This is a genomic window from Macrococcus sp. DPC7161 (assembly GCF_004117835.1).
Classification (GTDB): domain Bacteria; phylum Bacillota; class Bacilli; order Staphylococcales; family Staphylococcaceae; genus SDSC01.
In genome coordinates this window covers 1-467 of sequence record NZ_SDSC01000027.1, presented here as the reverse complement: position 1 = coordinate 467, position 467 = coordinate 1, and the positions used below count along the sequence as shown (strand labels likewise).

Annotated in this window: 1 protein-coding gene; it reads right to left on the bottom strand. The window is 70.9% G+C overall.

What is annotated here, in order from left to right; translation table 11 throughout:
• Positions 1–417: FAD/NAD(P)-binding protein (locus ER639_RS11915; protein ID WP_129065970.1), on the bottom strand; the 417-nt coding region annotated here is incomplete at its 3' end.
• Positions 418–467: the final 50 nt, after the last annotated feature.

The following is a 467-nucleotide window of genomic DNA, read 5'->3' as shown; positions in this document are numbered from 1 at the left end:
CAGGTAGTCCATCCACTGCAGGCGCGGGATCTTGTCCAGCGCGTCCCAGGCTTCGCCGCCGAACTGCGCCTCGAACCAGGCGCGGAAGGTCAGGGCGGGCAGGCCCAGCGCCGGACCCGTCAGTTGCTTGGGCGAGCGCAGGGTCTCCATGCGCGCGGTGGTGGCCCACGGGCCTTCATAGCCTTCGGGTGACTGGTCGAAGATCGGCGCGACGATGCCCTGGTGGGTCAGCGACGCGGCCGCGGCCAGGCCGGCCATGCCGCCGCCGATGATGGCCACGTCCAGCACCGGCTGGCCGTCGACCAGGCGCGGCGTGACCCACTGTTTGGCCGGGATTTCCAGCCAGGACAGGTCCTGGCGCAGGCGCGCTTCCAGCGCGGCCAGGCCTTGCGGGGCGGGAGCGAGGGGTTGGTTCATGCGGGCGTATCCGTAAGAGGGGCGTCATCGCCGTAGATCGACTGCAGCAG